Here is a 25,693-nt window from a genome sequence, read left to right as displayed (position 1 = left end):
CTCCTTTTTGATTGTTATACATTTAAGGCGAATCGCAAGATGGCGAGAATAAGAATGTGGGCGGGATAAAAGGCGTAATTTAACCATTTATACTGCTTACCCCGCTCCCCGTTATAGGTAAGGGTGGCGAGAAAGCCGAGGCCCGACCAGAGTTCCTTGATAATGGAAAGGTAACCGAGACCTGCCGCCACCACGGGGCGATCTCTGAAGAGATAAAACAAATAGGCCACGATAATGGCGTGGTAATCGTAATCCAAACTGAAAAACATGGCGACGCCGCACATAAGGGCTACTACGAGAATGGATGCGCCGTACCAGCCGGCTTTCGATTTCTCGGCGATTTTGTCTTTTAAAATGTCCACGATCCAAATGGTCACTAAGGAAAGAGCCAAGGTGAACATCATATTGTTCCAATTCTTGTCGAAAAACACTTTCGATGTAAAGAGATCGAAGGGGATTTCCGAAATCAGCGCGAAAATCAGAAGATTGCGTAAATATTTCTGTTTCGAACGGGTGTTGAAAAAACCTTCCACGAGAAAAAACATAAAAATGGGAAAAGCGATGCGGCCCAAAATACTTAAAAGATTGCTAATGTGAAGCAAAGGCCCCGATCCCGTTAAATAGGGCGTGATCATCGAATTGTTCACGTGATCCAGTAACATGGATAAAAAGGCAATGTATTTTAATTGGGCGCCGTTTAAAAATTGATAGGGTTTCCCCTTGGTTTGTATAGGTGCCATAAAATCCCTCCGTTAAAATATGAATGAGTATTCATTCTATACTGCTATGAAAAATTTGTCCAGACTTTTTTACCCATCTTCTGTTTTCTTTAATACTCTTTTGTCTCGGCAAGTTCTTTTAACGCCCTCACCAAAGCGGTGAAACCTTCTTCCATTACCTCGGGCGCCATATTGCCGAAGCCTACAATAAGTTTGGGATAGGGCGCATTGTATTCCCCTTCGAAAAAATCCGAAAGGCCGTAAATGTTCATGTCGCGCTTCCGCAAATACTCTAAAAGTTCCTTTTCCTCCACGGGGATTTTGCAGGTCAGGATAAAATGAAGCCCCGCCCGCTTGTCGTCGATTTCAAAGAGAGGATCTCCTTCAAAAAAGCGAAGAGCCGCCTTTCGCTTTTTGTCGTACTGTTTCCTCTCCCGATTAAGTCGCCGCTCGAAATAGCCCCTCTCCATGTATTTGGAAAGGGCGCGCTGCACCATATTGGGAATGGGGCATGCCACCAGGGGATCTTTTTTTCTGTACATGGCCATAAGCTCGTCGGGCAAGACCATAAAGGACACTCGAAGCCCCGGGGAAAGGGATTTTGAAAAATTCGACATGTAAATAACCCGATCGGTAGTATCCAAACTTTTAAGCGCCGGAATCAGGCGGCCGTAGTATTTATATTCGCTGTCGTAATCGTCTTCGATGATGTAAGAATCGGTAGCTTTTGCAAAATTCAAAAGCTTCACCCGTCGATCCACTCGCAAAATACTTCCCGTGGGAAATTGATGAGTAGGGCTTACGAGGTAGACTCCACGCCTGCCGGAAAGTTTTTCGGGATCGATGCCCCCTTCGTCGATGGTGACAAAACCCGGAGAACGCCCTGTGGGCTCGAAGATTTTCTTCGTGTCGATATAGCCCGGGTTTTCCAAAAAATAACGATAATCTTTCGGCAAAATAAAAAACAAAATCCGAAACAGATATTCCATGCCGGCGGATAAAATCACATTTTCAGGCGACGCGTCGATGCCGCGAGATGCGCGGAGATAATGGCATATGGCGCGGCGCAAAGATGGGATTCCCTCCTTATCCCAAGCGTTCATTTCCGAATCTTCCCTCATGCTGTCCATCATGGCCCGCTGAAAGGGAACATCGGGGAAATCGAAAATACCGTTTTTATTTAAATCGAAATCGTAGCGGTAACGGGGGGCGAAAAGTTTCGCCTCCGCTTTTTCCTGCCGCGGCGTCTTATGTAAACACTCGATGGGCGATACGAAATAGCCGACGCGCTCCACGGCGTAAAGATACCCTTCGTCTAAAAGAACATCGTATGCCGAGGAGACCGTGTTCACGGAAATCCCCAAATGATGGGCGAGATCCCGCTTCGAGGGAAGTTTGGTGTCCTTAGCCATGCGATTCTGAATAATATCTTCTTTAATGTAGTCGTAAAGCTGCAGGTAAAGCGCTTTTCCCTCTTCAAAATTGACGGTGATCATCTGGTACCTCCCGATTTTTATGTTTTGGCACTTTTGATGATATCAAATTCCCCTTACAATGTCATTAGATTAACTTAAGGAGGTTCCCATGAACGAAGCATTTATTCAACTCACCGATTCCATGAAAGGTGGCGTCATTATGGACGTCACCACCCCCGAACAAGCGAAGATTGCAGAAGAGGCCGGAGCCGTCGCCGTTATGGCGCTGGAGCGCATCCCCGCCGACATTCGCGCTGCCGGCGGCGTGAGCCGTATGAGCGATCCGAAGATGATTAAAGAAATTCAAGAAGCCGTTTCCATTCCCGTCATGGCAAAAGTGCGCATCGGCCATTTCGTTGAAGCTTCTATTTTAGAAGCCATCCACATCGATTACATCGACGAATCCGAAGTCCTTACCCCGGCAGATACTACCTACCACATCGACAAAAAAGCATTTAACACGCCTTTCGTCTGCGGCGCCCGCAATCTCTCCGAAGCCCTTCGCCGTATTGAAGAAGGGGCCGCCATGATTCGCACAAAAGGGGAAGCCGGCACAGGCGACGTGTCTCAAGCTGTGGATCACCTCCGCGCCATTATGGGCGAAATCGCCATGGTGCAAAATAAAAAGAAAGACGAACTCTACAACCTCGCCAAGGAAATGGGTGTAAGCCACGATCTTCTCCTCTACGTGAACGAACACGGCAAACTTCCCGTGGCAAACTTTTCCGCAGGCGGCGTGGCCACCCCGGCGGACGCCGCCCTTATGCGCCGGCTGGGCGCCGAAGGCGTGTTTGTGGGAAGCGGCATTTTTAAATCCAACAATCCCGAAAAAAGAGCCAAGGCCATTGTAAAAGCCGTGGCACATTACATGGACGACAGCGTCATCGCCGAAGTGAGCGAAAACATCGGCGAGGCCATGGTGGGCATCAACCCCGACGAAATCGAAACCATTATGGCCACGCGATAAAATTAAAACTTCTTCTCCCTTAACCATAGAAAAGGCTGTGAGCGCAAAACTCACAGCCTTTTCTATTGGATGTTTTTAGTTTTATTTCGCCTTTTTAAACTGGGTTACATCTTTAAAAAAGTTTTCAGCAGGATAACCGCCGATGCCCGTTGCGAGAACTTGTTCCGGCGATACCGGGTTTAGTAGCGTGACGGCGTAGGCGATGCCCGTTTGTCCGTAGACATTACCCGAAAGGCTCAAGGCGAAGTTTAAGTCTTTTACGATCATATCGCCCTGCTCTTTTTTCGTAAATCTGGGATAGGTTTTAAAGAGCTCTCTATATTCTTCTACTCTTTTCCCCACGGGGGTAACGTAAATTTGCATGGTTTTCGCATCGTAAGTGCCTTTGAAATAGATCCCGCCCTCTTTATTTACGGCGGCGGCAAGTTGTTCGCCGACATTATTTACGACTTTTTCCGTAATGGGCCCTTTCATATAATCGCTGGATAAAATCACTACGCGGCGATCCGCATCCCAACTGATGGGCTTCGCTTCCAGTTCGCTTAGGATACGAATGGGGACGAAGGTGCGGCCGTCTTTAATGCGCGCCGGCACGTCGGAATGGATCGTGGTAGTTCTGTCGGCTGCCGTTACGCGAACGGCGGTGGAATCGATGGTATAGACGATGCGCGTGTCGCCGACGCTCAGGGTAACCGTGCGATCTTTTCCATTCCACTTCACATCGTAACCTAAACTGGTGGAGACGAAGCGAAGGGGCACGAGTGTTCTTCCGTTTTCGATATAGGGATTCACATCGCTTATGACGAAGTGATCTCCAACCCAAAGGCGAATGGGCGTGGCGGCTTCCGCCAGATTAGGCAGAATTAAAAGAATGGCGAGGGCCACTATGGCGGGCAATGATTTCTTCTTCATAACTCCTCCTTTTAAACTTTAAAGTATTATCTATTTCGATTATAGTGTAGAAAAATTTTTATAGCAAGTTCAGAAGCTTATAGTAAAAAACCCTCCGTGAGGAGGGTTTTTACCGCGCCGAGCGATGGGCTTCGGCGATTTCTTCGTTTTTATTTTTGTTTTTGTTCGCCTGATTCATCATCAGCTTGATCCGATTGGTTTGGTTTACAGCCGATGCCGAGGCGTCGTAATCGATGGGGATAATATTGGCCGTGGGGTACGCTTCTCTCACGGCTTTAATCACGCCTTTGCCCGTAATGTGATTGGGTAAGCAGCCGAAGGGTTGAACGCAGACGATGTTGCCTGCGCCGGCGCGAATAAGTTCCACCATTTCCGCCGTTAGGAGCCAGCCTTCCCCGTATTGATTGCCGAGATCCACAAATTCTTCGGCGTATTTCATAAGGGTTTCCACTTTTTCAGGGCCGTCAAATCGGCTCTTTTTAAGTTCTTCACGAATAATGCGACGATAGCTTTCCACGTAATCGATCATGCGATCGGCGAGGAATCCGCCCATTTTCGACGTGCCGTAGCGTTTTTCTTTGATCCGCGCGTTTTTAAAGGAATAGATCATGAAATCCGTAAGATCAGGCACGACGACTTCGGCGCCTTCCGCCTCCAATTGCCGTTGCACGTGGTTGTTTGCCTCGGGTAGGAATTTCGCCAGGATTTCCCCGACGATGCCCACTTTGGGGCGCACCTTGCCGTCCACTTCCACGGCGCTGTAATCCGCCACCATGTCCCGCACATTTTTGCGGAATTCTCTCCGGGAATAGTTAAAGTCTTTCGCCGTGAGTTTTTGGATCCAGCGATCGGTAATGGCTTTTTCCGCGCCCTTTTCCACTTCGTAGGGCCGGGTAGCGTTGGAAAGGCGCATAATTAAGTCGCCGTAAAGGAGATCCTGCACGCCTTTTTTTCCGATGCTTACCAATTGCCTTTTGGTGAAATGAAATCCCGGATGGCGTTCGATTCCCTGAATGGATGCCGCAAGGACGGGAATGTGGCCGTAGCCCGCGTCTTTTAACGCCTTCCGAATAAAGCCTACGTAATTGCTCGCCCGACAGGCGCCGCCGGTTTGACTCATTAATAGTGTCAGATTATCCGTATCGTAGCGGCCGCTTTTAACGGCTTCCATAAATTGGCCGACGACGAAAATAGACGGGTAGCAAGCGTCGTTGTTCACGTATTGCAGCCCCTCGTCCACTACGTGAGTGGAAAGATTAGGCAGCACTTCCACATTAAATCCTTCGCCGCGAAGCATAGGCTCTAAAATGGCGAAGTGAATGGGCGCCATTTGAGGAATTAAAATGGTGTGGGTTTTGCGCATGTCCTCGGTAAACACGACGGGGTCGTCGTAAAGGGCTTCCCGCTCTTTGTCCACTGTGCGATTTTCCACTGCCTGAATAAGAGAGCGAAGGCGAATTTTCGCCGCGCCTAAATTGTTGACCTCGTCGATTTTCAACACCGTATAGATCTTGTGATAAGATTCCAGAATTTCGTTGACCTGATCGGTGGTAACGGCGTCCAGGCCGCAACCGAAGGAATTCAGCTGCACCATTTCCAGATGGTCACTTTCCCCGACGATTTTCGCCGCGCGGTAGAGACGGGAGTGGTAATTCCATTGGTCGAGGACGCGAAGTTTGCCGTCTAAATTTTCTTCGCCGACGATGGAATCTTCCGAAAGGACGGGGAGCCCGAGGCCCGTAATCATTTCCGCCATGCCGTGGTTGATCTCCGGATCGATGTGATAGGGTCTGCCGGCGAGGACGATGCCCACGGTGTCCGTCTCTTCCAAAAATGCCATGGCACGTTTACCTTCTGCGCGCACATCGTCGCGGTAGCGAGCCTGCTCGTCGTAAGCCGAGGTCACGGCGCGCTGAATGTCTTTTTTCGGCACATCGGCGAATACTTCTGCTAATCGCTCCGCCAGTTTTTCCCGATTGTCGAAAGAAAGGAAGGGATTGATGTAATCTATTTTTTCTCTTTCCAAACTTTCCACATTGTTTCGAATCACTTCGCTGTAACCTGCCACTACCGGGCAGTTCAGCGTGTTGTCGGCACCTTTTAATTTCTTTTCTTCGTAGAAAATGGCGGGATAGAAGATTTTTTTAATCCCCTTCTTCACCAAATTTTCGATGTGGCCGTGAGTAATTTTCGCCGGGTAACACGCCGTTTCCGACGTAATGGATTCCAGGCCTTCCTCGTAAAGTTCCCGAGAGGACATATCGGAAAGTTCGACTCGATAGCCGATGGCGGTAAAGAATGTGTGCCAGAAGGGGTAGTTTTCGTACATATTGAGGACGCGGGGAATACCGATGGTGCCCCGCGGCGCCGTTTCAGGCAAGGGATCGTAATCGAAGACCCGCTTCAATTTGTAAGCGTAGAGATTGGGCAGGCGATCTTCCTCGCCCCTTACAATGCCCGCTCCCCGTTCGCAGCGATTGCCCGTAATGTAGCGGCTGCCGTCGCCGAAACGGTGGACGGCCAGGGCGCAGTTATTGGCGCATTGGCCGCAGCGGGTGTGTTTTGTCGTGTAAGTAAAGGCATCGATGGCGCTTTGATCTAAAAGAGTGCTTTCCCCTTCCCCTTTTTCCATGGCGATAAGCGCCATGCCGATGGCGCCCATGGTGCCGCTCATTTTCGGGCGGACAACTTCTCTGCCCGTAATTTTTTCAAAGGCGCGGAGCACGGCGTCGCTGTAGAAGGTACCCCCTTGGACGACGATGTGTTCGCCGAGTTTTTTAGGATCCCGCACTTTTATAACTTTTTGAATGGCGTTTCGAATGACGGAATAGGCGAGACCTGCCGAAATATCCGCCACGGTGGCCCCTTCTTTTTGCGCCTGCTTCACTTTCGAATTCATAAACACGGTGCAGCGGCTGCCGAGATCCACCGGCGCCTTCGCATCCAATGCCACGTGAGCGAAATCTTCCACGCTGTATTCCACGCCTTTGGCAAAGGTTTGGAGGAAGGAGCCGCAGCCCGATGAACAGGCTTCATTTAAGAGAATGGATTCGATCACATCACCGGACACTTTCATGGCCTTCATGTCCTGGCCGCCGATATCTAAAATAAAATCCACGTCCGGCTCAAAATATTGCGCGGCGCGAAAGTGGGCGATGGTTTCCACTTCCCCGTAATCCACTTTCAGCGCCGCCTTAATAAAATCTTCCCCGTATCCCGTGACGCCGGAAGAAGCGATGTAGGCATCGCCGTTTAAGAGATCGTAAAGCTCCAGGAGGTATTCCTTCACTTTGTCGAGAGGCGAGCCGCTATTGGGCCCGTAGGCTTCGTAAAGCACCTCTTTGTCCTTGGAAAGGGCCACCATTTTCGTCGTAGTGCTACCGGCGTCGATGCCCACGTAAACGGGGCCGCGATAATTTTCAATGGCTCTTCTCGGTAAATCATGGCCGTCGTGGCGCTTTCTAAAGGCCAGAAGCTCCTCTTCGTCTTTAAAAAGCGGCTCCAATAGAGCGTCTTCATCTACGTGTACTTCCCTCGTTTCCCCCAGCCGTGCGTAAAGATCGTCCACGGCGACGGGATCCGATTCCACGCTTTTTAACGCGGCACCTAATGCGACAAAAATTTGCCCGTTTTCAGGCGCAAAAATTTCACCCTCCGAAAGATTGAGGGTTTCGATAAAGCGAGCCTTCAGTTGATCCAAAAAGGTGAGAGGCCCGCCTAAAAATGCCACATTCCCTCGAATGGGCCTGCCACATGCCAAATTCGAAATGGTTTGGTTGACCACCGATTGAAACACGGAGACGGCTATGTCTTCGTGGGTGGCGCCCTGATTCATGAGCGCTTGCACGTCGGTTTTCGCAAACACGCCGCAGCGGGAGGCGATGGGGTATATTTTTTTGTGATGTTTCGCCAGCTCGTTCAGTCCCGATGCGTCGGTTTTTAATAAAGACGCCATTTGATCGATAAAGGCACCGGTGCCTCCGGCACAAATGCTGTTCATCCGCTGTTCCAAACTGCCGCGAAGATAAGTGATTTTAGAATCCTCTCCCCCCAGCTCGATGGCGATGTCGCTTTCGGGAATGTAGTGGGTAATGGCTTCCGTACCCGCCACCACTTCCTGAACGAAGGGAATATTTAAAAGCTCCGCCACGGCGATGCCGCCACTGCCGGTGACGTTCATCGTCGTGTCGTCGCCTGAAAATTTATCGTGAACCGTTTCCATAATGTCGGATACGGTTTTTTTCATATCTGAAAAATGTCGCCGATAAGTGGAAAATACAATCTTCTCCTCATCGTCCAGCGCCACAAGTTTCACCGTGGTGGAACCCACGTCTAAGCCCATGTGCAGCAACATTTTACAACCTTCTTTCTTATTAATACTGTTAGTTTTTACCATTGATGTAAATTATAACATTTTTTGATTAGAAAGGTAGGAATTCTTTTAATTTTAGTATACTTTCTTTATCTCAAGCGAAGCGGATGCTATTTGTCGACGGAGATGCCGATGCCGTATGCCCCAATGCCCGTGTGGGCGCCGATGCTCGCCGGCAGGGGATCGTAGCGCACCTGCGCCCGAGGAAATCCGTTGATCGCCAGATCCAACCAGCGATCCCTTTCCTCTTCTCCTATTCCAAAGCCCGCCACGCCGATGCGAATGTGTTCAGGCTTTACGTTTGAGAAGCGTCGATCCACGTCTTTATGAAGGGCGTCGATCATTTTTAATTGGGCTCGGTACATACTCCCCCGCACTTTTCCGTAGCTGTCGATTTTTTCTCCGCGAAAGGTAAGCACGGGCTTTATGTTTAATACGGTGGCGATGGCCGCCGCCGAGGATGTAATTCTGCCGCCGTTTTTCAGCTGATCGAGACTGGATACGGAAAGGTAAATGGTGCTGTTCGGGCCGTCTTCTTCCAATCGACGAAGGATTTTTTTGCCCGCCGTTTTTTTCTTCGCCAGACGAAGAGCATCCATGACGGAATCTTTTTGCGTCACGGAAATGCGGCGATTATCCACGACGTGTACTTTCCCGTCGTATTCTCGCGCCACCATCTTCGCCGAATTGCAAGAGCTGCTCAAACTGCTTGACATGGGAATGTAGACTACCTCGTCATAGCCTTTCCCCAAAATACCGTCCAGTTTATCCATTAAAAGACCGATGGGCGGCTGCGACGTAGTAACCTTCTCGCCTTGTTCCAGAAAACGGCAAAGTTCTTCCTCGTTTAAATTTTCCCCTTCGTAATAGGTATTCTCCCCGACGATAACGGGCATGGGAATGACGAAGAGGCCTGCATCTTCATCCGGTGTATGAATACCGCTGTTGGTATCGGTTAAAATGGCAACTTTCATCCTTCGCTCCTTTTTCTTTTTTATCTTCTGATTCTAATTTTCTCTTTTGTTTAAATAATAGGCCACGCCGAAAGCCGCCAGGGAAACGACGATTTTGATGGCGATCATAAGTGCAAATTGCGGCGAAAGAGGATTTAAAATCACATCGCCTAATAAGGTATTGGTAACGACGCCGATGGAACGGCCCAATAAGGGTGCCCCTAGGTAAACGGGGTAGAGCGTGTCACAGGCACCGAATTAAAACTTAGTATATCATATGGAAACCATCCGATGATGCGGACGATAAAATTTGAGAAGAATTCGTTTTTCTTCTGCATGGCGATGACCTTCTCCATCTTCGGGTAGCGAGGCAATATATAATCGATCCCCTCCCCGCCGGCCCATCTTCCGAGGAAGTAGGGAATGCTCAGAGTAATGGCGAGGCCCATATAGCTGATGGCCAGGACTTTTAAAGGCGAATAGAGCATGCCGCTGGCGAGATAGTGGGAAGGCAGGGGGATAACGATGGAAAGGCTCTTATTGCCGAAGAGGAGGAGCATAAGGGCCCCCCGCGAGGGAATTTCCCTCCGTATGGGACAGGAGGCTTTCTACCGTCATATGCATGAGAAAAGTAGCTACGAGGGCCAATACGAACGATATAAGGGCGACGAATTGAATCCTTTTTACTTGCTTGTGCAGCCTTTGATTGTTGCCCTTTGTTTTGTTTCCCTTGGCCATAGCTTCTCCTTTCTATTTTCCTTCGGGATCTCCTTTCTCGATCAGTTCCGATGCCATTGAGTAGAGCCTTTCCATGCGCTCGTCCAGGGCGGCGCTCATTTCCGCACACTCTACCAGTTCTTCTTCGATAAATTCCGAATTGGGAAGGCCCTTTTTATAGCGGATTTTGTGCTCTAGACTGGCCCACCAATCCATGGAAATGGTGCGCAGCTGCACTTCCACCTTCATCATTTTCTTGTGATCGTGGAGATAGATGGGAATTTCTACGATCAGATGTAAGCTTCGATAGCCGTTTGGTTTCGGATTTTTTATATAGTCCTTTTTCTCGATGAGCTTAATATCGTCCTGCTCCAAAATAGAATCGGCGAGGGCGTAGAGATCGGCGGGAAAGGAACAGATTACCCGAACGCCGGCAATGTCGTGCAGGTTTTCTTCGATACTCTCCACCGTCAAGGGATAGCCCTTTCGCACCATCTTCTCTCGAATGCTCTCCGGGGTCTTTAATCGCGTGCGTATGGATTCGATGGGATTGCGATCGTATTGCATGGAGAGTTCCTCGCTCAATACGGCAAACTTCGTCTCTACCTCCATCATGGCGCAACGATAATAGCTCATAAGTTCTTTATAAGGCTGAAGGGACTTTCGCACCAATTCGGAAACTTTTTGATTTTCCAATTGTTCCAAAAGTCGGGCGGTCAGTCGGTTTTGAATATCTTCAAATTCCAAAGTAACACCTATTTCTTTTTACATAAACCATAAGCAATAAGGCCTTCACCTTATTGCTTATGGCTCCGTTTTCTATTAGCTCTCGCCGTACCACACCTTGTCGGCGGAGGGTTTCCAGCTTGCGGCATAGGGTTTGCACTTGCCGCATAGATGTTCTACCGGTTCAGGCGATTGAAGATCGGTAGAGTGTACGCCGGTTTCGTTGACGATGCGCTGGAGAATTTCCGGATTTTCCAACATGGGGCAGGGTCTCAAGTGGTTTTCGTTGAAGGGTTGATTGTCGTGGTAGGCCATAAAGAGGGGCCGTTTCAGAATTTCCAAAAGGGAGTGGTCTCTGATGTTGGAATCCGAGTAGTGGATAAAGACGCAAGGCTCCGCGTCCCCGTTGGCGTTGATGTGGAAATAATTCCGTCCGCCGGCGATGCAGCCGTTCATATATTCCCCGTCGTTTTGGAAGTCCATGGTAAAGAGCCCTTCTCCGTGCTCCAAATTGCGAATGGCGCAAATGCGGTTTTTCGTGGCGAGTCGTTGCTCCGGCGTGGGGAGCAGCTCCACGGAAGCGTCGTTTCCTACGGGCATGTAGTGGAAATAGAGGGCGTAGCGGCAGCCTTTATCTACCATAAGATCGATAAATTCCTTGCTCGTTACGGATTCGCAGTTCTTCGAGGTGTAGCAGATGGAAGTACCGAAGATCAGTCCGTTTTCTTTTAACAGGTCCATGGCGTCCATAACACGACCGTAGACTCCTTCTCCCCTGCGGAAGTCGTTCACTTCCGGGGAGCCCTCCAAACTGATGGCGAGCATTAAATTGCCCACGCTCTTCATTTCGTCGCAGAAAGCCTGATCGACGAGTGTGCCATTTGTAAAGGCGAGGAACTCACAGTCCTTATGCTCTTTGCAAAGCTTAATAATATCGTCTCGTCTGACGAGGGGCTCGCCGCCGGTAAACATGTAGAAGTGGATGCCCAGCTCCTTGCCCTGTCTTACAATATCGGACATTTCGTCGTACGATAAGTTCAATTTATTGCCGTACTCAGCAGCCCAGCAGCCGGTACAGTGAAGATTGCAGGCGCTGGTCGGGTCCATGAGAATAAGCCAGGGAATATTGCAGCCGTGTTCTTTACGCATGGCATGCATGGTCTTCGTACCGCTTAACATGGCTTCGAAACCTAAGTTGAGGGCCGTCGTTTTAATGACGTGAGGATCCAATTCGTCGAGGCCCCGATTTAGGTAGTCGTTGAGGGCGGTGTCTTTATTTCCGACGAGCCTGCGGATCCAGTCGTAATCCAGTTCAAGCTCGTCCCCTTCCATGAATTTTTCCATTATGTCTACGAGCTTGAGCATTTCCCCTTCGCGGTCGTTGCGATTGACTTTTTTAAGTAAGACGTCGATTCCTAAACTCGCCGTCGTTCGTGCGGATAAGTGTGTAAGTTTTGCCATTACATTACCTCCTCATAATCGATACCGTGTTCTGTACCACGAATAAATTAAGGATGCCGTCGATGATTAAGTTGATTCCCATGAGCATGACGATGGCGCTGCGCCCTTCATAAGGTTTCATAAAGAGCATGGCCCCGGTTAAGGCGACCAGGAAGGAGCAGATCAAAATCATACGCCAACGTTTGATGCCGATCTTTCTGGCATCGAGAGCCGTCTGCATTCTCAAGAGGGCGTCGATCAGCATAAAGAGCCCCATGCAGACGACGATAAGATCTAAAAATCTCGTCGTTTGAAAGAGCATGACGATGCCCAAGAGGCCCGATAAAATTCCCATGGCGAAATCAAATTGAAAGGCCAGTTGCAGTAAATCTCTCGAAAAATAACTATAGAGCTTTACCGCGCCGAAGAAAAGTAAAAATACCCCTCCCAATTTGCAAAACACCTCGGCGGTCATGGTAGGTTTTAATAAAAACAGAGCGCCGAGGGCGATCAGGCCGACGGAAAAAGCGCTGTACATCTTTTTTACTTTTATTAAACGGTCCATTTTCTCACCTCGCTTAATTAAAGCATATCCCTCCCTGTACTTTATTCGTACAGACAAAAGAGGCAAAGTGTCTGAAATTCGAACACTTTGCCTCTTTTGACTGATAAAATTCAGTTTTTTCCGTGACCTTGAATGTATGCATCGATCATAGGGCCGATAGTGGCGTAAAAGGAGTTTTCGATGGTCTCCATTAAATCCTCTTGAGAACCTTTCATCTTCCCCTCCACCCAGCGAAGGGTAGCCGCCAAAACGGCGTCGCTGTAAAAGTAGGTAATGTACTCTTTCCCCTTGAGGGAAAGTTGCGTGCTTTCGGATTCAACTTCCACGAAGCGGCCGATAAAGGAACTGACGGCGGATTCCACATAGCTTATAATGACCCGCCTACTTTTTGAGCGGTAGAGGTGGATGATGGCCTCCTTATGTTCCATAAGAAACCGGACGGTTCGCAGGTATTCCTCGCCGAAAGTATTTTCCGGCCGACTATCTTCCCGAAATTTCATGCCCTCCCTTTGAAAGGCGCTTTCCAGAAGATCGTAAATATCCTCGTAGTGATAGTAGAATGTATTGCGATTTATTTCCGCCACTTCGATAATCTCTTTTACGGTGATCTTATCGAAGGATTTTTCCTTTAATAATTCCATAAACACGTCGATCATGGCCTCTTGCGTGTGCTTGCTCAACCGCTCACCTCCTCTTTATCGGCTTTCGCTTACAGCTGCCCCCACTTTAGGCACTAATTGTTTTTTACGGGAAAGGAGACCTTCCGCCATAAATTGATCCCCCTTGATTTTCGCGCCGAATTGGCGAGCCAAGGGCTCTTTAAAACTTCCCACGACGATGACTTCGGAAAGCTCCCTGAAAATATCGGTGATCATGAGGATAAAAGAGGAGATGGATTCTTTTTGAAGATAGTCCTCCATGGCCGCTTTTAACGGGCCTTCCACCGATTCCGTACTTTCCAAATCCATGGTGAAGATCTGGCAAATGCGCACGGTGTTGCCCTCAAAGGTAAAGTTTTTCACATCCGTATTTAAAAGTTCTTCCGGCTTTTTCCCCTCGAGGCTCGTGCCCGCTTTAAACATTTTCATGGCGAAATCCTCCACGTCGATACCGGCAATTTTGCTCATTTTATTTAAAATGTAGCGATCCGTCGCCGTAGATGTGGGCGAGCGGAAAAGAAGGGTGTCGGAAATAATGGCGGCACATAAAAGCCCTGCCACTTTCCTGGAAGGGGTGATGCCGTTTTCGAAAAACATTTTGGAAATAATCGTCGCCGTGGAGCCCAGGGGCTCATTTCGGAAATAAATCGGCGACGACGTAGCCACATTGGCGACCCGGTGATGGTCTACGATTTGCACGATTTCCGCCCAATCCAAGTCGTCGATGGATTGGTTCCGTTCGTTGTGATCGACGAGAATGATCTTTTTCTTCACATCCGTAATGAGATGGTATCTGGAAATACTGCCGACGACGCGGTTTTCGTCGTCCAACACGGGATAGGAGCGGAAGCGGGATTCCGTCATTTTCTCCCGTACTTCGTCGATTAAATCGTCTTTGTGGAAGACCACCAGATTTTCCTTCGTCATTACGTAACCTACGGGCACGGCTTGAGGTAAAATCCGCGCCACCATAAAAGTGGAAAGACCCGTGGAAATAACCGTAACATTATGTTCTTTGGCGAGCTTTAACAATCGCTCGTCCAATTGTGTGGAAATCGTAAGGATCAACACGGCGACGTTTTTCAGAATGGTAGCTTCCTGATCGTCTACGTCGTCTCCGACGATAACCACGTCGCCTTCGTCGATAAGGTTTTGGTTTTTAATAGCCTTTATAGCCATTTTCCCCGAAAGAGGACGGGGCTTTTCCGGCAAATGAATCCAATGGCCCTTTAAAACGTCTTTAATGTTTTCCAGGCTCGTGTTCGACCTCCCCATAATCGTGTCGTCCCAAATTTCCATGTAGGACGCGGCAATATTGGAAAGGCTCACGATGCCGATTAAATTTTCCTCGCCGTTTACTACGGGAAGGGAGGTAATATTGTTTTTCTGCATAATCTCCATGGCGCCTGCCATGGAAAGATCGGGGTTCACGCAGTACGCGCCGTCTATTTCCAGATCTCGAATTTGCGGCTTAATGGATGTCTTGAGTCGCGGCTTTTCCGCGTCAAAAAAATCCAGTACAAATTCCGTCTCCCGGCTTAAATTCCCGAGGCGAATAGGTTCTGCATGAAAGCCCATTTTATTTTTTAAATCGGCAAGGGCGATGGCCGAGCAAATACTGTCTGTGTCCGGATTTTTGTGTCCGGTAATGTAAATTTTATTTTTCATAACCCCTCCAAATCTTAGCTATTATAACATAATTATTTTTAATCTAAGAAGCGACGGAAAGGGATTTTGAAAGAGTCTATTTTTTCGGCAGAAACTTTCCCAATAAAAAAACTCGGCCCGCTTTTGCAGACCGAGTCTTTATTCGTTTATGCTTGTGCCATTTCTTTATCTTCTTCGATTTTTTGGAAAGATTCGATAATGGAATCAGCTAATGCATCTAATTCTTTGTCGCCGGAATCGGTGAGGGAAGAGGAGATGGTCACTTCGCCGCCGAGGACGTCCATAAGTTTCATCTTTTCGTCGAGGAATTCTTCCATTCTGGAACCTGCTTGAGGTGCCCATGTGCCGTTTTCGATAATGCCTACGGTGCGGTTTTGGAGATTGAGCATGCGAATTTCGTTTAAGAAATTATGCATAACGGGGTAAATTTCCAAGTTGTAAGTTACCGACGCCAAGACGATGTGGCTTAAGCGGAAGGCTTCCGATACGAGGTAGCTGACGTGGGTGTTGGACACGTCGTACATATGAACATTGGTCATGCCCCGTTCGCAAAGTTTCGTCGCCAAACATTGTGCGGCATATTCCGTGTTGCCGTACATGGAAGCGTAAACGAGGAGTACGCCGTCTTCTTCCGGTTCGTAGCGAGACCATTTGTCGTATTTTTCGATAAAGTAGCCCAGATCTTTTCTCCAGACCGGTCCGTGTAAGGGGCAGATCATTTTAATGTCGATGGTGCCCGCTTTTTTAAGAAGGTCTTGAACGTGGGGGCCGTATTTGCCGACGATGTTGGTCAGGTAACGGCGAGCGTCGTCGAGCCAATCGCGATCGAAGTTGACTTCGTCGGCGAAAAGTTTGCCGTCCAACGCACCGAATGTACCGAAGGCATCGGCGGAGAATAAAACGCCGTTGGTGGTGTCGAAACTTACCATGGCTTCGGGCCAGTGAACCATAGGAGCGGCTACCCATGTGATTTCGTGCTTGCCGAAACTCATGGCGTCGCCTTCAGCTACTTCGATTTCCTTGCCGTCGACGTGGAATCCGAATTGGCGCATCATCATGAAGGCTCTTTCGTTGGAAATCACTTTCGCATTGGGATAGCGCATTAAGATTTCATCGAGACTTGCCGCATGGTCGGGTTCCAAGTGGTTGATGACGATGTAATCCAAATCGCGACCGTCTAAAACGTGTTGAACATTGTTAATAAATTCTCTGCAAACAGCCCAATCCACTGTGTCGAAGAGGACGGTTTTTTCGTCCATCAACAAATAGGAGTTGTAGCTGACCCCTCTGGGAATGGGGTGAATATTTTCAAATAGGTGAAGGCGGTGTTCGTTGGCGCCTACCCAGTATAAATCGTCTGTTACTTTTCTTACGGTATACATGCTTTACCTCCTGGATCCTCTCTATTTAAAAGTACGATCTTCCGGGAAACTTACCTTGATGAAGTTATCTTTTTCTTCACCGCATTTCGGGCAAATATATTCTTCCGGTAATTTATCGAAAGGTGTTCCCTCTTCGATTTCGCTTTCTTCGTCTCCCTTTTCAGGATTGTATTCGAAACCGCAACCTTGGCAGACGTAAATATCGTCTTTCGGAGCGGTCTTTCTCGGTTTTTGACGTTTCATCTTCACCATTTCAGGTGCTTCGCCTTTTCCTTCGGTGCCTAAGGCTTCGATAATAAGGGGCGCTACTTCTTCGATATCGCCGACGATACCGTAGTCGCAGTTTTTAAAGATCATGGCGTTGGACGCGTTGTTAATAGCGACGATAGTAGCCGCATCTTTAATGCCCTTTAAGTGTTGGCCTGCCCCGGAAATACCGGCTGCGACGTAAAGGTTGCCGCGGAATTTTTGACCGGACATACCGACATAGCGATTAATGGGGAGAATCTTATCGGTTTCGGCGACCGGTCTTGAAGAACCGATGGCGGCGCCGAAAGCACGTGCCAAATCTTCTGCAAGTTCCAAGTTTCCGCCAAAGCCTTTACCCATGGAAACGACGCGTTCCGCATCGAGAATAGGTGTTTGAAGGTCGATGCCGACGCTGAAATCGTAACCGTCTTTTCGAAGGGCGGCAATAAGGTTTTTAACGTTTTCTTCTTGATTGTCGCTGTCGAAAATTTCTCTCTTACGAACGCCGGTAATGGGGCCCTTGGCCGATTTCTTTTTACCGCCGCCGGAAGATCTTGCCGCTTTACCGATGATGTTGGCTGCAATGACGACTCTTTGAATTTCGTTGGTACCTTCGTAAATTGTGGTGATCTTCGCATCTCTATAGGCGCGTTCGACTTCCATGCCTTTCATGTAGCCGCTGCCGCCGTAAATTTGAAGGGCGTCGTTGACGACTTCGAGGGCCATATCCGAAGCGAACATTTTAGCTTCCGCAGCTTCCAAGCTGTAGCGTTCGCCGTTTTGTTTCATTTCAGCTGCGCGATAGATTAAAAGACGTGCTGCGTCGATTTTGGTGTACATATCGGCGAGCTTAAAGGAAATACCTTGGTTGGCTGCAAGAGGTTGGCCGAATTGAACACGTTCTTTCGCATAAGCCAGGGCGTGTTCATAGGCGCCTTGTGCAATACCTAAAGCTTGTGCGGCGATACCGATGCGGCCGCCGTCCAATGTGGACATGGCGATGTTAAAGCCCTTGCCTTCTTTGCCGAGCAAGTTTTCTTTAGGAACTTTAACATTATTGAAGTGAAGTTCCGCCGTCGTGGAGGAACGGATACCCAATTTGTCGTAGTGATCGGAGAAGGTGAAGCCTTCGAAATCTTTTTCTACGATAAAAGCACTGATACCGTGGGTTCCGATGTCCGGCGTGGTAACGGCGAATACGACATAGGTATCGGCTGCCGGTGCATTGGTGATGAAAATCTTTTGACCGTTTAAAATGTAGTGATCGCCTTCCAAAACGGCCGTGGTTTCGGTTTCGCCGGCGTCGGAACCTGCGTTGGTTTCCGTCAAGCCGAAGGCGCCGAGTTTTTCACCTTTTGCAAGGGGAACTAAATACTTTTGTTTTTGTTCTTCCGTGCCGTAGTGATCGATAGGATAAGTACCTAAGGATGTGTGGGCGGATAAAATAACGCCGACACCGCCGTCTACGCGGGATAATTCTTCAACGGCAATGGCGTAGGAAATGACATCGTCGCCGCTTCCACCATATTCTTCAGAATAAGGAAGGCCCATAATACCTAAATCGGCCATTTGCGCGACAATGTCTTCAGGGAATTTGTTTTCTTGGTCGAGTTCAAAGGCGACCGGCGCAACGACAGTTTCCGCAAACTCGCGAACTTTTTTTCTTAATGCTTCATGCGCCTCGGTGGTTTTGTATAACATGTTTCCTCCTTGCAATCGATCTCATTAACTAGAATCTCAACGTATGTGGTTTTGATTTTCGCGACTACATACTACACCTCTCGTGTATAGATTATACTAGCACAAGAGTTTCGCCTTGTAAACACTATTACGGCGTGTAAGTTAAAAATTTTTCGATATCTTTTTCCAATTCGAGCTTACATTCTTCATTTACCCTCATCTGTCGCTATTACACAATATTTCAAAAAGTTTTTTTGCGAGGTCGCGGCATTTTAAAAAACCGTTCGTCATTTGGCACAGACTTTTAAAAATAATTCTTTTTTTCGGAGAAATTTATTTTTTCCATCGGCGTGGATAGATTTTTTCTTTTGTTTCATTATGAACTCGTTTTCAGCAAGGAAATCACATGCTTTTGGATCGCGCTTTTTCCGTACTATGTATATTATCTTTAAATCCGTTAAAATACATTATCCTTTCAATCTTTTCGTTTGTAATTTTGTCGACGTTATATTTTGCTGTGAAAACGAACAATTTTCGCTTTTTCGCTTTCATTTTCTGTCAATTCGGTCTATAATCGTCTTGAAATAAACTTACACACCCAATAATAGGAGGTAGTTCAAATGACTATGATTCAAAATCCAAATGCGAAAGTAATTCTCGTCGGCGACGGTTCCGTCGGTTCTTCTTTCGCTTTCGCCATGACCCTTAAAGGTCTCGGCCGCGAACTCGGTATAATCGACGTTAACAGCAACAAAGCACGTGGCGACGCCATGGACTTAACCGCTGCTTTAACCTACAACTCGGCAAAACGTATTTACGCCGCAGAATATTCCGATTGCGCCGATGCCGACATTATCGTCATCACCGCAGGCGCTCCCCAAAAACCGGGCGAAACCCGTCTCGACTTGGTTCACAAGAACCTCGCCATCATTAAAGATGTCGTCGAACAAATTATGGAATCCGGCTTCAACGGTATCTTCCTCGTAGCTGCAAACCCGGTCGACATTTTAACCTATGCCGTCTTAAAGATTTCCGGTTTCCCGAAAGAACGTGTTATTTCTTCCGGTACCTCTTTGGACTCCGCTCGTTTCAGCGACGAAATCGCTCGTTACTTAAACCTCGATGCTCGCGACGTTTATGCCAACATCATGGGCGAACACGGCGATACTTCTTTCCCCGTTTGGTCCAACGCATCCGTCGGCGGCCGCCACATCGACTTATGGTTAGCTGAAAGAACCGACGATGTAGAGGCAGCTAAGGAAAAAATCTACACCGACGTTCGCGACAAAGCGTATCGCATTATCGACACCAAGGGTGCTACCTATTACGGCGTCGCTACAGTACTCGCTAAGATCTGCCGCATCATTATCGAAGATTCCCACTCCATCATCACCCTCGGTGCTTACATGGACGGCGAATACGGATGCAACGATATCTACCTCGGTACACCCTGTGTATTGAGCCGTAGCGGTATCCAAAAGATCATCGAAGTTCCTTTGACCGACGAAGAAAAAGAAAAAATGCAAATTTCTTACAAAGCCGTCAAGGAAGTTCAAGACGAAGGTATGGCTCGCTTAGGTTTCTAAGAAGCCGCAGCTCATCAAAAATTCTCTTTAACAGAAAAAGCGCTCGATGCCACCGAGCGCTTTTTTATTGCTTGTTATTCTAATAATTCACGTCGTTGCCTTTCGCCCATTCTCCGCCAGCAATAATAGGCGTAGAGATCGTTGGCGAGGAAGGCGACGAAGCATACCGCCACCGATGCATAGCGTACATCGTCCCATGTGGCGAAAACCCATAACACGATGAGGATCACGTCGTTGGCGGCGTAGGCAATGGAAAAATAATGGCTTCTCTTGTAGGTAAGGTAGACGGCGACAAAACTCGTGGTCACCGAAAGGGTACTCGGGTAAAGATTGGCCGTGTCGAAGTAGCGGAGGACAAAGTAAAAGAAAACAGTCACCCCTACGGCCAATACCGTCATCTGCCTATATTCTCTCTTCGTCATCGTCGCCACTTCCACTTCACTTTTATCCCCCTTGTAGGGATGGCGCATCCAGGCGACAAAGGCCAACACCGCCATGGGCATGGTCATGCCCAGATAGGTGATCATCTCGCCGTAATAGGCGTAGCTGTAAGAAATAATGCCGTATATCAAGCTGAAGATCACCATTAAAATCTGGCCGAAGGGATTGCCCTTGGCGTCGAATAAAATCGAGGTTATGCCGATTAAAGACGCGACGAGGGTAATAAAATCGCCTCCGCCCCGGGCAAAGGAAAAAATAATGGCCAGGGCGGATAAAATCCAAAGTAATTTTTCTTCTTTTGTAAAATAATGTATCATTATAACTCCGAAAAAGCATTCTATAAAAAACGTCGAATGCTTTTTATTTTATGCTTTGTCGTAGCGGCTGTTGCCTAAGAAATCTTCCGTCTTTTGAAGCTTACCCTCGTCTACGAGATCATCCAGGGCCGAAAGCAAACTTTCCCGCGTGTAGCTGAAGCCTTTTTTCTCCAGTTCCGTGAGCACGGCGAGTACATTGGCCGATGCGGATATGGGGAGAAACTCGCCGACGGCGATGAGGAGATTTTCCAGATCTTTTCCCCTGCTCTTTAAGAGTTCGTCGAAGGGATTTTCCGTGTGAGGCGAGGTGGTGCGCGCCATGCGAATTCGGGCAAAGGTGGTGCGTCCCAAATGAGACGACGAAATAAACACATCCCCCGTTTGAAGATAAGGCAGCCGCGCCGATTCCTCTTTGCTAATATCCGTTTCATCGCGAATGGTGTCGATGTCCTGCGCCCTTACGGTTCTGTAAATCATCTTGCAGTTGAGCTGGGCAGTAACCGTATCGTCTAAGAGAGTGGGCCGTTGAGTGGCGAGGATTAAAAACACGCCGTACTTCCGACCTTCCTGTGCAATTTCACGGATGACGGACTTGGACGGGGAGGGAATGCCCTTGGGGGCAAAGGTGTGGCTTTCGTCGGTAATAACGAAAAAGGGCGGGAAGTATTCGCCGCTACCCGGGCGCAGAAGTTGATCGTCTTTATACTCCCTGCGCTTTTTGTAGAGATTGCGAATCAGGTAGGTGGCGTACATTTGAATGGTCTTGACCGAACCTTGAATGACGGCGATTTTTCCCTGGAAGATAGTTTCCTCCACCGGCGTCGAATCGCCGTAAAAGAGGCCGTCGCGCTCCAAACTGTTGACCCGCCACAAAATGCCCTTGAGGGATGAAATATTCGTGGAGCGGCCGTAGCGCTCGAAAACTTTTTGAATGCGCTGCCATTCCTTTTGTTTAGGCCCCGCCTCCATGGTCATTTCACGGATCTTTTCGATGCCGCCGATTTCGTGGCCGGCGATTAAGTCTTCGATGCGACCCTGAAAGCCCTCGAAATTATTGCCCTTTTGGAATAACAAATCCACCGTGCCCTTCATAGCCTCGGAAAGATCGGATTTTGCGTCTAAAATATTTTTCAGATCGCCGCTGGACATATCCTCGAAGCGAATGCCTACATCGCTTCCGATTTGAAAACGGCGATGGCCCTTTTCGTAGCTCTTACCCCCTTGGGCAGGCTCGGTAAAATCCATTTCGTAGTGGGGATCTAAAATAACGCCGGGGATTTTCTGCTCCATAAGCTCTTCCAAAATGACCCGCATACCGAACGATTTCCCGCTGCCGCTGCCGCCGAAAATGCCGATGTGGGGGTATTGGTGCATGGCGCGAAGATCCAATACATAGGGCACGTCTTGTTGAGGATGAGACGCCCCCTCTTCATATAAATCGTAGAGATTTTTCAGATGGTCTTCCATTTCGTCGTAAAGGTATTCGGTGTTGCGAATACTTCCGAGAACGAGGCCGTCTTTCGGCTCCGTGGGCACGAGAATATCACGAATTTCCGAAAACTTCGGCGCCCTGCCGTCGCTTCCCGTAAGGGGTGGCTCGTTGGTTTCCCTTAAAAAGCGAACCTTGGCGATGTAAATGGTTTCGTTGTGAATGTCGTAGCCCAATTGCTTTAAAGAGGCGAGGACGTCGTCGTCGACGAAATCGCCGCCGATATCCATAGGGATAAAGCGATTATAGGTTTGGGACTCCACTACTTCCCCTAAAATCGTGCCCTGCACCGGGTCGTCGATCATAATAAATTCCGCCACGCGGAAATTATGATCCCGACTCCCTACCGTAACCTCCCGGGGATTGGTTAAGCCTAATACTTTAATTTGCATCTACACTCTCCGATCTATTGTCGATTAACGGAGAACCTTCTCTCCGTTTTTTAAAATTTGCGCCATTTCCGCACGCTTCATGGGGCTCTTCGGATTGAGGCGGCCGCTCGTATCGCCGTTAATAATGCCCTTTTCCACCGCCCACGCCATGGGTTTTACGGCGTAGGCCGAAAGATCGCCTCGATCCTTAAAGCGATCAAGATTGACCTTCGTTGCGAGGGCTTCATTATTTTTCGCCGCGTAACGATACATTATGGCCACGGCATCTTGCCGGGTAATGGGATCGTTCGGCTTAAAGCTGCCGTCGCCGTATCCCGCCACGATATTATTTTCCTTGGCCCAGCTCACCGCCTTAAAGCTCCAGTGGTTTGCGGGAACATCTTTAAAGGAAGAGGGGTTCTTCGCCGATTGTCCGCCTTCCATATTGTAAATAATCTGCGCCATTTGCGCCCGAGTTATGGACGTTTCCGGACTGAAAATATCTGCACCCAGGCCCGTCATAAGCCCTTTTTCGTAGACGTAGCGAACCGCCGGATAGTACCAGCTCCTTTCCGCCACATCCCCAAAGGGAAGGCCCGTAGCCTTCGCTCCGGCGAAGTAACCGCCGGTAAAGTTGCCTACTTTCTTCGATTCTTCTCTTTTCTTTCCGTCGCCGTAGCGCAGCTTAGCATTATCTAAGCGTCCTTCGCCCTTTAATCCGTCGGCGGTTTGGGACAGGGAGATGGTACCTGCTGCCGTTCCCTCGACGGCGTAATAGTTTTCTTCCCTTCCCTTTTTACTGTTTCGTACAAATTCCGCTTCTACACGTCCTTTTGCACTGTCTAAGGTAATGCTTCCGTCAGGTTTAAAGGCGAAAGCTATCGCTCCTTCCGCCTTGGCTTCCATGAGTTGATCTTTGTAGGAAACCATAGCGTCCACGGGCTTCGCGCCTTCAGTGGACATTAAGCAATACCCCGCTCCTTTTTCCGGGAGCGCAATGGCGTAATAGCTATCGCCTTCGCCCCCTGCGAGAACGCTCCAGGGAAGATCCGTGCGGTCCATGTTCCGCGTATCGATAGTCCAGCGCTTTTTGCTTTCGAAAGATTCCAATTGAAAGACCGTTCCCGGCTTAATAAAGAGGACGCTGTCTTCATCGGCCACTTCTTTTAATTTAAAGGGATCCAATGCGTCGATGCGGGGAGCAATATCGGAGATTTTTCCCACATTTAGTGAGGCCGTCGAGGAAATAAATTGTCCGCTCTTGGAGTTGACGTAAAGCTTCGTGCTTCCTAAAGCGCCGGGATCATTGGAGTCATAATAGTCGATGACGTAATCATAACCCGTTTTATCGCTCGCTGTCATGTGGTACATAACGAGAGCGTGGCTCCAATGCTTTCCGTCCGACCCCTTATAGCCATAAGAAAAAAGTACAGGCGGCGCACCGTTCTTTTCCACATCGTGCATATATTGAACCAGCTTTTGGACACCCGTTTTATTCTTTCTTATGCGGAAGGCCTTATCCCGAGGCGCAGACCAAAATTGGGAGGATTGGTAGAGGTGGATAATATCCTTGGCACTGTCTTTTGTCGCTTTGGCGATGGTGTCGCTGTTTTTTAAGGGACGATTATCGTAATCTTTTAAGCCCAATCGTTCCTTATCCAGCTTGTTTTCATTGGCCAAAATCGATGTAAAGGCCATGCCGTAGCAATTACCGCCGGCATTGTGTTTCATTCCCTTGTCTATAAGCTTGCGCTCTTTCGGCGGCAAACTATCGTAAAGAGATTGAACATAGCTATTGGAAAAAACATGGTCTTTTAGATGTGCGAAGTTCGGGAAACTCCAGTAATTTTCTCGCAAGACCATGGAGCGAATATCCAATTGTTTTACACTGCGCTCCGGCAGATAATCGTCGTTTGTGTAAGTGAGGGTAATCTTATCACCGGGTTTCGGCATCTTGCCACGGAAGCGAATCTTCCACTGAATGTCTGAGTATTTTCCGTTTATCTTGTCGAGCTTTACCTCGCTTTCCGCACTGTATCCGGCTTCTCTATTATCTCTTACGATTTCATATCCGGCGGGGAGGCTCAGCTTGAAGCGAAGATTTTTTAGATATGCCGCCTCGGGCTTTTTCTCTACGGTGACAGACACATCGTAGGTACGGTCATTGTCGCCGCCGGATATAATGCGCTCTGTGATAGTGTAGGGGGCCGGCACGCGGGTCCGCTTATTCTCGATGATCTTCTTTTCAAATCGACGCAAGACGCTCTCAAATTCACCCACATTCGATTCTTTCATCTCGTAAAATCCTCGGTTTTGGAGACTGTGAAGAATCAGCGTGCCCATTCGCCTCTTCAGATCGAAGGTCTTTATAGTATAGGCGGCATATTCCTTCGGCCCGCCGTCGCCGCTATAAATGGGAAAGCGAATAGAATAAACTTCCTGATTTTTGCAGAAGGGCTCCGCCACTTTCATCGTATCCATAAAACCTTGGGTTACGAGATTTTCATAGCGCCCGTAGTCCGAATCACTTTTTACGAAATCAAAGGCGCGGTCGGCAGTTCTCAATATATCGCAATCGTTGTCGATAATAAGGAGTACCTTTCGGTAACTCGGGTCGTCCTTTTTTTGAAGCTCCTTTACGCGAGCGATACTGTCTTTAAAGGTGTGTTCACCGTTTCCGAAAATAAGATTCACGCGATGAGTAAATCCGCCGTAATTTCCGAAGAAATAGCCGTAGCTATCTTCCGATAATGTATCGTTTTTGACTACAACGGACACGCGGTTTTTCGGGTTCTGTCTCTTGATTCGCTCGGCAAAATCGGTAATGGACCCGGCAAAACGGGTTTCCTCGGGAAACATGGATCCGGCGTCCATTAAAATGTAGACATGCACCGGCTCATTCCCCTGCGCCCATATGGGGGCAGATGAAAACAAAATGGCGATGGCAAGTATCATAAGTAAAAATGCTCTTCTAAAACCCTTCATGTCATGCTCCTTTCATCGAT

The 25,693-nt window shown here is 48.5% G+C and carries 19 protein-coding genes; 2 read left to right on the top strand and 17 right to left on the bottom strand.

Annotation, left to right across the window (positions count from 1 at the left end):
• Positions 1-14: 14 nt before the first annotated feature.
• A complete protein-coding gene (locus tag HMPREF1863_RS08435) occupies positions 15-740 on the bottom strand; it encodes a TraX family protein (RefSeq protein ID WP_068370024.1) in 726 nt (241 codons plus the stop codon).
• 89 nt (positions 741-829) lie between these two features.
• Complete coding sequence (pdxR, locus tag HMPREF1863_RS08430) at positions 830-2,215, bottom strand: MocR-like pyridoxine biosynthesis transcription factor PdxR (RefSeq protein ID WP_068370021.1); 1,386 nt, start codon at positions 2,213-2,215, stop codon at positions 830-832.
• An 88-nt stretch (positions 2,216-2,303) separates the two neighbouring features.
• On the opposite strand from pdxR, the gene pdxS reads away from it, so the two are divergent.
• Complete coding sequence (pdxS, locus tag HMPREF1863_RS08425; protein ID WP_068370018.1) at positions 2,304-3,161, top strand: pyridoxal 5'-phosphate synthase lyase subunit PdxS; 858 nt, start codon at positions 2,304-2,306, stop codon at positions 3,159-3,161.
• 81 nt (positions 3,162-3,242) lie between these two features.
• Here pdxS and HMPREF1863_RS08420 read toward each other — a convergent pair whose 3' ends face one another.
• The 12 genes from HMPREF1863_RS08420 to HMPREF1863_RS09005 all read right to left on the bottom strand — a co-directional run bounded on the left by HMPREF1863_RS08420 (position 3,243) and on the right by HMPREF1863_RS09005 (position 18,505).
• A complete protein-coding gene (locus tag HMPREF1863_RS08420; RefSeq protein ID WP_068370015.1) occupies positions 3,243-4,073 on the bottom strand; it encodes a copper amine oxidase N-terminal domain-containing protein in 831 nt (276 codons plus the stop codon).
• 109 nt (positions 4,074-4,182) lie between these two features.
• The gene (locus HMPREF1863_RS08415) at positions 4,183-8,427 is read right to left on the bottom strand and encodes an acyl-CoA dehydratase activase-related protein (protein WP_068370012.1); all 4,245 of its coding nucleotides are present in this window, start codon (positions 8,425-8,427) and stop codon (positions 4,183-4,185) included.
• Between the two features lie 128 nt (positions 8,428-8,555).
• The gene (locus HMPREF1863_RS08410) at positions 8,556-9,419 is read right to left on the bottom strand and encodes a DegV family protein (RefSeq protein ID WP_068370009.1); all 864 of its coding nucleotides are present in this window, start codon (positions 9,417-9,419) and stop codon (positions 8,556-8,558) included.
• A gap of 33 nt (positions 9,420-9,452) precedes the next feature.
• Positions 9,453-9,608, bottom strand: coding sequence for a hypothetical protein (locus HMPREF1863_RS09170; protein WP_157065112.1), 156 nt, complete (start codon positions 9,606-9,608; stop codon positions 9,453-9,455).
• A gap of 11 nt (positions 9,609-9,619) precedes the next feature.
• Complete coding sequence (locus HMPREF1863_RS08405) at positions 9,620-9,958, bottom strand: VTT domain-containing protein (protein WP_068370006.1); 339 nt, start codon at positions 9,956-9,958, stop codon at positions 9,620-9,622.
• Positions 9,959-10,148: 190 nt separating this feature from the next.
• The gene (locus HMPREF1863_RS08395) at positions 10,149-10,862 is read right to left on the bottom strand and encodes a GTP pyrophosphokinase (RefSeq protein ID WP_068369998.1); all 714 of its coding nucleotides are present in this window, start codon (positions 10,860-10,862) and stop codon (positions 10,149-10,151) included.
• Positions 10,863-10,937: 75 nt separating this feature from the next.
• Positions 10,938-12,302, bottom strand: a complete 1,365-nt coding sequence (locus tag HMPREF1863_RS08390; RefSeq protein ID WP_068369995.1) for a radical SAM/SPASM domain-containing protein — start codon at positions 12,300-12,302, stop codon at positions 10,938-10,940.
• 4 nt (positions 12,303-12,306) lie between these two features.
• A complete protein-coding gene (locus HMPREF1863_RS08385; RefSeq protein WP_068369993.1) occupies positions 12,307-12,846 on the bottom strand; it encodes an HdeD family acid-resistance protein in 540 nt (179 codons plus the stop codon).
• Positions 12,847-12,956: 110 nt separating this feature from the next.
• Positions 12,957-13,526 (bottom strand): TetR/AcrR family transcriptional regulator, encoded by a 570-nt coding sequence (locus HMPREF1863_RS08380; protein ID WP_068369990.1) that lies wholly within the window; start codon positions 13,524-13,526, stop codon positions 12,957-12,959.
• Positions 13,527-13,541: 15 nt separating this feature from the next.
• Complete coding sequence (locus HMPREF1863_RS08375; RefSeq protein ID WP_068369986.1) at positions 13,542-15,173, bottom strand: putative manganese-dependent inorganic diphosphatase; 1,632 nt, start codon at positions 15,171-15,173, stop codon at positions 13,542-13,544.
• 146 nt (positions 15,174-15,319) lie between these two features.
• Positions 15,320-16,555, bottom strand: coding sequence for an FprA family A-type flavoprotein (locus HMPREF1863_RS08370; protein WP_068369983.1), 1,236 nt, complete (start codon positions 16,553-16,555; stop codon positions 15,320-15,322).
• A gap of 21 nt (positions 16,556-16,576) precedes the next feature.
• Entirely contained in the window at positions 16,577-18,505 is a 1,929-nt protein-coding gene (locus HMPREF1863_RS09005; RefSeq protein WP_083508591.1) for an acyl-CoA dehydrogenase family protein, read from the bottom strand.
• 605 nt (positions 18,506-19,110) lie between these two features.
• On the opposite strand from HMPREF1863_RS09005, the gene HMPREF1863_RS08360 reads away from it, so the two are divergent.
• On the top strand, positions 19,111-20,070 hold the full coding sequence (locus HMPREF1863_RS08360) for an L-lactate dehydrogenase (RefSeq protein ID WP_083508596.1): 960 nt from the start codon (positions 19,111-19,113) through the stop codon (positions 20,068-20,070).
• Between the two features lie 74 nt (positions 20,071-20,144).
• On the opposite strand, the gene pnuC is transcribed toward HMPREF1863_RS08360, so the two are convergent.
• Genes pnuC through HMPREF1863_RS08345 form a run of 3 tightly spaced genes read right to left on the bottom strand, consistent with a single transcriptional unit; the run spans position 20,145 to position 25,673 of the window.
• Positions 20,145-20,828: a nicotinamide riboside transporter PnuC gene (gene pnuC, locus HMPREF1863_RS08355; RefSeq protein WP_068369978.1), complete on the bottom strand. Its 684-nt coding sequence runs from the start codon at positions 20,826-20,828 to the stop codon at positions 20,145-20,147.
• A gap of 48 nt (positions 20,829-20,876) precedes the next feature.
• A complete protein-coding gene (locus HMPREF1863_RS08350; RefSeq protein WP_232300143.1) occupies positions 20,877-22,709 on the bottom strand; it encodes an ATP-binding protein in 1,833 nt (610 codons plus the stop codon).
• 24 nt (positions 22,710-22,733) lie between these two features.
• Positions 22,734-25,673 (bottom strand): S-layer homology domain-containing protein, encoded by a 2,940-nt coding sequence (locus HMPREF1863_RS08345; protein WP_068369975.1) that lies wholly within the window; start codon positions 25,671-25,673, stop codon positions 22,734-22,736.
• Positions 25,674-25,693: the final 20 nt, after the last annotated feature.

It is taken from the genome of Aedoeadaptatus coxii (assembly GCF_001553115.1).
GTDB lineage: Bacteria > Bacillota > Clostridia > Tissierellales > Peptoniphilaceae > Aedoeadaptatus > Aedoeadaptatus coxii.
The sequence above is the reverse complement of the archived record's forward strand: the minus strand, read 5'-3'. Positions and strand labels throughout refer to the sequence as shown.